The sequence below is a fragment of the Streptomyces sp. OfavH-34-F genome (genome assembly GCF_022347745.1).
Lineage (GTDB): Bacteria > Actinomycetota > Actinomycetes > Streptomycetales > Streptomycetaceae > Streptomyces.
Genome location: NZ_JAKRGC010000283.1, coordinates 1 through 8,491, shown reverse-complemented (window position 1 = coordinate 8,491; position 8,491 = coordinate 1). Strand labels below are relative to the sequence as shown.

The 8,491-nt window shown below is 71.0% G+C and carries 8 protein-coding genes, 1 tRNA gene and 1 pseudogene; 7 read left to right on the top strand and 3 right to left on the bottom strand.

The window, feature by feature from the left end; genetic code table 11:
- Positions 1–493 (bottom strand): annotated as a pseudogene (locus tag MHW47_RS28315) (decarboxylase); the annotation flags it as partial.
- 351 nt (positions 494–844) lie between these two features.
- Here MHW47_RS28315 and ehuB point away from each other — a divergent pair.
- The 7 genes from ehuB (at position 845) to MHW47_RS28280 (ending at position 6,753) form a co-directional block, all read left to right on the top strand.
- Positions 845–1,747, top strand: coding sequence for an ectoine/hydroxyectoine ABC transporter substrate-binding protein EhuB (gene ehuB, locus MHW47_RS28310; RefSeq protein ID WP_239226604.1), 903 nt, complete (start codon positions 845–847; stop codon positions 1,745–1,747).
- Positions 1,748–1,766: 19 nt separating this feature from the next.
- Positions 1,767–2,504 (top strand): ectoine/hydroxyectoine ABC transporter permease subunit EhuC, encoded by a 738-nt coding sequence (gene ehuC, locus MHW47_RS28305; RefSeq protein ID WP_239226603.1) that lies wholly within the window; start codon positions 1,767–1,769, stop codon positions 2,502–2,504.
- The gene (gene ehuD / locus MHW47_RS28300; protein ID WP_239226602.1) at positions 2,501–3,145 is read left to right on the top strand and encodes an ectoine/hydroxyectoine ABC transporter permease subunit EhuD; all 645 of its coding nucleotides are present in this window, start codon (positions 2,501–2,503) and stop codon (positions 3,143–3,145) included. Before ehuC ends, ehuD begins: the two co-directional genes overlap by 4 nt.
- The gene (gene ehuA, locus MHW47_RS28295; protein WP_239226601.1) at positions 3,135–3,986 is read left to right on the top strand and encodes an ectoine/hydroxyectoine ABC transporter ATP-binding protein EhuA; all 852 of its coding nucleotides are present in this window, start codon (positions 3,135–3,137) and stop codon (positions 3,984–3,986) included. The genes ehuD and ehuA overlap by 11 nt, the downstream gene beginning before the upstream one ends.
- Before the next feature lie 183 nt (positions 3,987–4,169).
- Complete coding sequence (locus MHW47_RS28290) at positions 4,170–4,928, top strand: IclR family transcriptional regulator (protein WP_239226600.1); 759 nt, start codon at positions 4,170–4,172, stop codon at positions 4,926–4,928.
- 75 nt (positions 4,929–5,003) lie between these two features.
- Positions 5,004–5,077 (top strand) — tRNA-Lys (locus MHW47_RS28285).
- A gap of 131 nt (positions 5,078–5,208) precedes the next feature.
- Complete coding sequence (locus MHW47_RS28280) at positions 5,209–6,753, top strand: MFS transporter (RefSeq protein WP_239226599.1); 1,545 nt, start codon at positions 5,209–5,211, stop codon at positions 6,751–6,753.
- A gap of 113 nt (positions 6,754–6,866) precedes the next feature.
- Here MHW47_RS28280 and MHW47_RS28275 read toward each other — a convergent pair whose 3' ends face one another.
- A complete protein-coding gene (locus MHW47_RS28275) occupies positions 6,867–7,457 on the bottom strand; it encodes a lytic polysaccharide monooxygenase (RefSeq protein ID WP_239226598.1) in 591 nt (196 codons plus the stop codon).
- 164 nt (positions 7,458–7,621) lie between these two features.
- The coding region (locus MHW47_RS28270; RefSeq protein ID WP_275449750.1) for an SPFH domain-containing protein at positions 7,622–8,491 on the bottom strand (870 nt) is incomplete at its 5' end.

The window sequence follows — 8,491 nt, the reverse complement described above, 5'->3', positions numbered from 1 at the left end:
CGTCCCAGGAGGCGGCCTCGGCGGCGTCGGCGACGCCCGCCGCGTGGGTGCCGGTGACCTCCACGCCGGCCTCGCCCAGGAAGGCGGCGAACCGCTCGGCGACGGCCTCGGGGTAGGTGGCTCCGACCGCGACGCGGGCCGCGCCCAGCTTCCGTACCGCGTGCGCGAAGCCGATGGACGTACTGGAGGCGGGCACGCCCGCCGCGCGGGCCAGGGCGGCGGCCTGGTCGTGGGCGCCCCGCCACCCGTACGGGAAGCTGCCCCCGTCGCAGGCCCAGACGATGGACTGGACCCCGGAGCGCTGGAGCTCCTCGATGCCGGCGGCGAGCCGGCCGGGGGCACCCAGGGCGCGCAGCGCGTCCTCGCGGTAGGCGCCGTCCGGGCTCTCGGTGGGGTGGACGACGAGTCTGATGGTGCTGTCGAGAAGGATCTCCATGCGCGGGTAGTCGTCCTCGGCGAAGTGGCCCGGATAGAGGAATCCGACGGTCGTCATGTCCATCCCTTCCCTGCGCCTGCGTGCGTGCGCCGCCGGCTGCGGCGGCACTGACCGGTTTCCCCGCTCCTGTTCCAGTATTCCGCCATCCGTCCCGGATATCGCCCGGAGCGGACGGCCGCCACGGGCCCGGCGCGCATGAACCGCGCCCGGGCGGGCAGCCGGGGCATGACGGCATCCGGCCCCCGGGACATCCCGCGCAATCCACGCCTACCGCCCACCTGCGGACACGGGAAGGTCTCCCTCCGGCCACCGTTCGATCACATGCGCTTTCTCCCTGCATAGAAGCCCCTGATCGGGCAGGCGCCAAGCCTGTCCGGACTGTTCGAACCCCTCAGGAGATTGCGAACCATGGCTGACTTCCCGAACCTGTCCCGCCGGGGATTTCTCAACCGATCGGCAGCGGTGGGCGGTCTGCTCGTCGTTCCGGGCCTGCTCGCCGCGTGCAGCAAGACCGGCGAGGAATCCGCCGACGGCGAGGGCGCGCTCAAGAAGCTCCGCGAGCAGGGCTTCGTCCGGGTCGCCTACGCCGACGAGGCCCCGTACGGGTACATGGAGGGCAAGGAACTCAAGGGCGAGGCGCCCACGTTGCACCGCGAGATCTTCAAGGCGCTGGGCGTGGACGAGCTGAAGCCGACCCTGTCCGAGTGGGACGGCCTGATCCCCGGCCTCCAGGCCGGCAAGTACGACGTGGTCAGCGCCGGCATGGCGATCACCCCGGAGCGCTGCGCCAACGCCCTGTTCTCGGAGCCCGAGTTCATATCGCCGACCGCGATGATGGTGAAGAAGGGCAACCCGAAGAAGGTCACCGACCTGGCCTCCGCCAAGGCCGCCGGCATCACCATCGGGGTGATGGCGGGCGCGGTCGAGGGGTCGTACGCCAAGGGCGCCGGCATCCCCGAGGGGAAGATCAAGACGCTCCAGAAGCCGCAGGACGGCGCGGACGCGGTCAAGGGCGGCCGGGTGGACGCGTTCCTGCTGACCGGCATCTCGCTGCGCTGGCTGGCCAAGACCAACGAGGGGACCGAGGTCACCGAGGCGTTCCTGCCCGAGCTGGACGGCGTGAAGCAGTACAGCCCCGGCGGCGCCGTCTTCCGCAAGGGCAACGAGGAGCTGCGCGACGCCTTCAACCGCGAGCTGAAGAAGATCGTCGCCGACAAGTCCCGCTATGTGGAGCTGCTGCGCGACTACGGCTTCGGCGCGACGGAGCTGCCGCCGGCCGACCTGAAGACGGCCGACCTGTGCAAGGGCTGACGGGGACGGGGCCCGCCGCATGAATGATTTCTTCTCGGCCTTCGCCGACGATCTGCCGCAGCTGCGGTCGGGGCTGTGGGTGACCCTGGAGGCCACGGTCCTGGGCGCGCTGGTCGCGCTGCTCCTGTCGTTCGTCCTCGGTCTGATGTCGCTGAGCCGGTTCCTGCTGTCGCGCGGGGTGTCCCGCGTGGTCGTGGAGTTCTTCCGGGGCACCTCGCTGTACGTCCAGCTGTTCTGGCTGTACTACGCGATGCCGTCGCTGACCGGCTACGAACTGGACCCGCTGTTCTGCGGGGTGCTCGCGTTCGGGCTCAACTACGGGGCGTACGGCGCCGAAGTGGTGCGCGGCGCGGTCAACTCGGTACCGCGCGGGCAGTACGAGGCGGCGATCGCGCTGAACATGTCGCCGCTGCACCGGATGCGGAAGGTGATCCTGCCGCAGGCGTGGGTGCAGATGATCCCCTCGTTCACCAATCTGCTGATCCAGCTGCTGAAGGCGACCCCGCTGCTGTGGCTGATCTCGGCGGCGGACCTGATGACCGCGATCGAGAAGCTGCGCAGCCGGACGGGTGAGACGCTCACCGCCTACGTCACGCTGCTGGTCTGCTACTTCGTCCTGGCGTACGCGCTGACGCTGCTGATGAACCTGCTGGAGCGGTCCGCCAAGCGGCGGCTCGGCCTGGCCACCGGCGGGCGGAGCCTGCTGAAGTCCCGCAGCGCGGTGGCCGCCGCCCAGACCACCGGGGGTGCCCGATGAACAGCGACTTCGACTGGGGCGCGGTCCGCGAGGCGTTCCCGCAGCTCCTCGACGGTTTCTGGACGACCCTGCTGGCCACGGTGTTCGGCATCCTGGTCGCGGCGGTCCTCGGCCTGGCGATCGCGATCGCCGGGCGGGCCCCGAGCCGGCTGGTGACCGTACCGGTGAAGGCGGTGATGGAGTTCATCCGCTCCACCCCGCTGCTGGTCCAACTGGTGGGCGCGGCGACGCTGTTCACCTCGGTGGAGCCGCTGACCGTCGGCATCGTGGTGCTGGGGATCCACTACGCCACGTACACCTCCGAGGTGTACCGCGCCGGGATCGACGCCGTGCCGAAGGGGCAGTGGGAGGCGTGCCGGGCGCTGTCGCTGACGCCCCGGCGGACCTGGCAGGCGGTGATCCTGCCGCAGGCCGTCCGCAACGTGGTGCCGGCCCTGGGCAACTACGCGATCTCCATGTTCAAGGAGACGCCGTACCTCGCCGTGATCACCGTGCACGAAATGGTCTTCCAGGCCCGCGACTACGGGACCGCGCACTTCCGCTACACGGAGGTCTTCACCCTGGCCGGGCTGATCTTCCTGGTCGCGAGCTACCCCACCTCGCTGTTGATGAGAAAGCTGGAGAAGCGCCTTGGCCACTGAACCCCTCCCCCTGCGGAAGAACGCGGGCGCGGCCCCCAAGGCGGCCGTGCCGATCGACGCGTCCAAGGACGGCGGGCACCCGCTCGTCCGCTTCGACAAGGTCGTCAAGCGCTACGGCGACCACACCGTCCTGGACCGGCTGGACTTCACCGTCGAGCGTGGCGAGCACGTCACCCTGATCGGGCCCAGCGGCTCGGGCAAGACGACGATCCTGCGGCTGCTGATGACGCTGGAGCGGGTCAGTGACGGCGTGATCCGGATCAACGGCGAGCCGCTGACGCACATGCGGGCGCCGGACGGCTCGCTGAAGCCCGCGACCGAGAAGCACCTGCGGGCGGCCCGCCGGAAGATCGGCATGGTGTTCCAGCAGTTCAACCTGTTCCCGAACATGAAGGTGCTCCAGAACATCACCGAGGCGCCCGTCAACGTGCTCGGCATGGACCGGGACGCGGCGGAGGCCAGGGCCCGGGAGCTGCTGGACCTCGTCGGGCTGTCCGGCAAGATCGACGCACATCCCTCGCAGCTCTCCGGCGGCCAGCAGCAGCGGGTGGCCATCGCCCGCGCGCTCGCCATGGAGCCGGAGATCCTGCTCCTGGACGAGGTGACGTCCGCGCTGGACCCGGAGCTGGTGGCCGGGGTGCTCGACCTGCTGACGGACATCGCCCGGAACACCGACATCACGATGCTCTGCGTGACCCATGAGATGAGCTTCGCCCGCGACGTCTCGGAGAAGGTACTGATGTTCGACGCCGGACGGGTCGTGGAGTCCGGTTCGCCGGAAAAAATCTTCACCGATCCGTCGCACGAACGCACGCGCGAATTCCTCAACGCGGTGCTGTGACCTCGGCTTACGCGGCGCAGTCATGACAGAGGCATATGCCGATCGGGTGCGTCCCTGCTGGCGGGGCCGGGACGCCCCCACGAGTCCGCCGCACCGCCCCCCGGACCGGCGCCCGGCGGCTATCGTGGGTGCGAGACCTCCGGCCGCGCGCCGGCCTCCGGTTCCGAATGGCAGGGGGAAGCCGTGGCGTTGAAGCCAGAACCGACCGCCCCGTTCATCTCCGTGCAGTACGCCCTGCGCGTCCTCGAATCGGTCTCCAAGCACGGCGACGGGGTCACGGCCGCCCAGCTCTCGCGCGACACCGGTCTGCCCGCCGGCCACCTCTCGCCGCTGCTGCTGACGCTGCGCCGCGAGGGCTACGTCGAGCAGGTCACCGACGGGGCATACGTGATCGGCTCCTCGCTGCTGCTCATCGGCTCGGGCGCGGCCCGCCGTCAGGCCCTGGAGACCAGGCTCCAGCAGACCCTGGCCCAGCTGCGCGACTCGGTGGGCGCGGCGGTCTACATCAGCCGCTACGTGGACGGCGAGGTGCGGGTCACGCAGTACGCGGACAGCCCGCTCACCCCCGCGGTCAACGAGTGGGTGGACTTCCGGTCGGCGGCGCACGCCTCGGCGATCGGCAAGTGCCTGCTGACCCAGCTGGACCAGAACGGCCGCCGCGACCACCTGGCGCGGCACCGGCCGGCCCGGCTGACCTCGCGGACGATCACCAACGAGAAGGTCCTCTTCTCCAAGCTGGACAGCCAGCCGGCCACGGTCCCGGTGCTCGACCTCCAGGAGTACGCGGTCGGCACGGTGTGCGCGGCGGTGCCGCTGACGGCCGGGGCGTCGGCGGGCTGCCTGGCCCTGTCGATGCCGGTGGAGGACGCGCACCGGCTGCGCGCGGCGGCGGACACGCTGAACCGGCGCGCGGCCCCGATGATGCTGTCGCTGGCCCTCTAGGACGGGGGGCGGAGCCCTTGGGACCGGCGTGTCATCAGCACCCCTCCGGACCAGGTATTATTTTCACGTCAGCAGGCGCCGCTAGCTCAGTTGGTTAGAGCAGCTGACTCTTAATCAGCGGGTCCGGGGTTCGAGTCCCTGGCGGCGCACAGACAACGCACGAGGCGGTTTCCGTATCCACGGAGACCGCCTCGTGCGTTTCGTGCTGCCCGCGAACATGTACATCTGTTTTACACGTCCGTACTAGACAGCTGTTTTAGACAGCCGTATATTCCCTGTCATGACGCAGCCCACGAGCACCACCGCCGCCCCCGGCGCACTCGCCGGACGTCGGGAGTGGACCGCCTTCCTGGTCCTCCTCCTCCCTCTCCTCCTCGTGTCGATGGACGTGTCCGTCCTCTTCTTCGCGATCCCGTCCATCGACCGGGACCTCGCCCCCAGCGCCACCCAGCAGCTGTGGATCTTCGACGTGTACGCGTTCGCCCTGGCCGGCCTCCTCATCACGATGGGCTCGCTGGGCGACCGCATCGGCCGCCGGAAGCTGCTGCTCATCGGGGCCCTGGCGTTCGGCGCCGCCTCGGTCTGCGCCGCTTACGCGAGCAGCCCGGAAATGCTCATCGCGGCCCGCGCGGTCCTCGGCATCGGCGGGGCGACACTGATGCCGTCCACCATCGGCCTGGTGCGCAACATGTTCCGCGACGAGCGGCAGCGGGCGAAGGCGATCGGCATCTGGTCGGGCGCCATGGCCGGCGGGGTCGCGCTCGGTTCGGTGCTCAGCGGGGTGATGCTGGAGCACTTCTGGTGGGGCTCGGTCTTCCTGATCAACGTGCCCGCGATGGTGCTGCTGCTGGTCCTGGTCCCGCTGCTGGTCCCGGAGTTCAAGGACCCGAATCCGGGCCGCTTCGACTTCCTGAGCGTGCCGCTGTCCATGGGCACGGTCCTGCCGGTCGTCTACGGCGTCAAGGAGAGCGCCGCCCACGGGCTGAACGCCGAGCGCGCCCTGGTCATCGCCGCCGGGCTCGCCGTCGGCTGGGTCTTCGTCCGCCGCCAGCGCACCCGCTCCGACGCGATGATCAGCCGCGGGCTGTTCCGCAACCGCGGCTTCGGACTCGGCATCGGGCTGAACGCGCTGGCCGCCTTCGCGATGATGGGCTCGGCCTTCTTCACCACCCAGTACCTCCAGTCGGTGCTCGGCATGGGGACGCTGGAGGCGGCGCTGTGGAGCCTGGCCCCGTCCCTCGCGGTGGGCGCGGCGGCGCCGACCGCGACCGCGCTGGCCCAGCGGACCGGGCGCGCCACCGTGGTCTGCGGCGGGTTCGTGACCGGGGCGGCCGGGTTCGCGGTCTTCACCCTGGCCGGGACCGACTCGCTGGCCCTGCTACTGATCGGCTCCGCCGTGATGAGCAGCGGCATCGTCGCCGTGATGGCCCTGGTCTCGGACCTGGCGATGGCGGTCAGCCCGGCGGAGAAGGCCGGCTCGGCCGCCTCGCTCCTGGAGACCGGGCAGGAGTTCGGCGGTGCGCTGGGCATGGCCCTGCTGGGCGCGGTCTCCACCGCGGTCTACCGGGCGGACATGCCCGCCGCCGCCCCCGAGGCCGCCCGCAAGACGTTGCCGGGCGCGCTGGCCACGGGCGACGGTTCGCTGATCGCGCTCGGCCGGGACGCGTTCGTGCACAGCATGCGGTACGCCTCGGTGACCGGTTCGCTGATCCTGCTCACCGGCGCGGTGCTGGCGGCGACGCTGCTGCGCCGGGCGACCCGGCCGGTGACGGCCGCCCCGGAGCCCGCCGCCGAGGCCCCGGCGGCTCCGGTCCCGGCGGCCTGAGGGTGGTCCGGCCGGTGACGGCGACAGCGAAGCCCCGGAGTGTGCTGCCACACTCCGGGGCTCGCCGTGCTGCCCGCCGGCAGCACGTCAGACGTGGACGCGGGGCCCGTGCGTCAGAACTTCACGTCCGAACAGGCGTAGAACGCGTTGGCCGTGTCCGCGACGTTCCAGACGCTCAGGATGATGTGCTTCCCGGTCTTCTGGGTGGGGATGGTGCCCTGCTGGGTCAGCGTCGCCGGGGGCTGCTTGCCGCCGTACGGCACCGTCATGAACGGCTGCGGCTCCAGGTCGGCGCGGGTGAGCGGCTTGGTGGGATCCCAGCCGTTCTTGGTGATGTAGTAGCGGAAGTCCGAGGTGGCGTGGCGGGCGGTGAACTGCCAGCGGAAGCTGAAGCCCTGGCCGGCCGTCACCTTGGTGGCGGGCCAGTTGCCGCCGCGCGGGTCGTCGAGCTGGGCGAACGAGCCGTTGCCGCCGGAACAGATCTTCCCGTCCGCCGGACCGGCCGCCGGGAAGCCCTTGGGGCCCTCGACGCTCTGCGGTTCCCACTGGATGTTGCCGCAGCCGGTCACCGTGCCGTTGGCGCACAGCTTCTGACGGCTGATCGGGTTGTCCGTGTAGCCGTGGCTGCTGGCGCTGCCGGTCGCGAGCAGCGAGACGCCCGCTACCGCGAGACCGACCAGGGCCGCGCTTGCCTTCATACGCATGTGATGTCGCTCCTCGATGTGGGGGGAGAGGGGGGTTCTCCAAGGGAGTGCGCGTACGTATGTCCTTTGGTCTGGACCAGGGTCAGACTAGGGACACGTCGTGGACATGTCCAGACCAATGAGCGCGGGATTCCGCTTGTCCCCGGAACCTCCCCCACACCTCCTCAGGCGCCGTCCCCTCCGGTCCGCCCGGTGTAGAACGCCACCGTCAAGTCCTTGACCAGCAGCTTGCGTTCGTAGTCGTCCAGCTCGACCAGGCCGCGTTCCGTCAGCCGGGTCACGGTGTCGTCCACCGCGTCCACGACCGAGGTCAGGACGCTGTCCCGGTGCTGGGCGTCGATGGCCGCGATCCGCCGCCGCTGCATGGCCGCCGCCACCTCCGGCGCGTACTCGATGCCGGTCGGCTGCGCCGAGTACACCTCGACGCCGACGGGTTCGCAGTCGGCCTTCAGCATCCGCGTCAGCGCGTCGCCGACCGCCTCCGCGTTGCGCAGGGTGTGCGCGTCCTCGTGGAAGGCGTCGGCGGGCAGCTGGGACAGGACCCGCGCCATCGCGGCCTCGACCTGTTCGCGCAGGTACGTCTCGTGGTCCTCGATCCCGAGTGCCGCCCGCACGGTGTCCTTGACCCGCCACACCACCTGGACGACGACCCGCAGCGCGGTCCCGTTCGCGTCCACGGCGGGCAGCGGCTCGCTGCGCCAGTGCCGCAGCCGTACGTCCACCCGGCGGCGCAGCAGCAGCGGGCTGATCCACATCAGCCCGGTCCGCCGCACGGTGCCCCGGTACTGCCCGAAGAGCGTGAGCACCCAGGCGTGACCGACCCGGCCCCGGCTCAGCCCGCCGAGCGCGAACAGCACCGCGGCGCCCAGGAACACCAGCGCCGCCCACGCGCCCGTGCCGAGCCCGTCGTACGGGCGCGGGCCCAGCCCGAACCGGGCCAGTACGGCGGCCGGCACCACTCCGGTCCACCACAGCACGGCGGCCGCCGCCGCGAGGCCGCCGGACCCGGTGAGCAGCGCGGCCCAGCCGGGCAG

Bases quoted from the DNA above. Each gene is read 5' to 3' on its own strand.
- ehuB (WP_239226604.1), top strand. From the start codon at position 845: ATGGCTGACTTCCCGAACCTGTCCCGCCGGGGATTTCTCAACCGATCG.
- ehuC (WP_239226603.1), top strand. From the start codon at position 1,767: ATGAATGATTTCTTCTCGGCCTTCGCCGACGATCTGCCGCAGCTGCGG.
- ehuD (WP_239226602.1), top strand. From the start codon at position 2,501: ATGAACAGCGACTTCGACTGGGGCGCGGTCCGCGAGGCGTTCCCGCAG.
- MHW47_RS28280 (WP_239226599.1), top strand. From the start codon at position 5,209: ATGACGCAGCCCACGAGCACCACCGCCGCCCCCGGCGCACTCGCCGGA.
- MHW47_RS28275 (WP_239226598.1), bottom strand. From the start codon at position 7,457: ATGCGTATGAAGGCAAGCGCGGCCCTGGTCGGTCTCGCGGTAGCGGGC.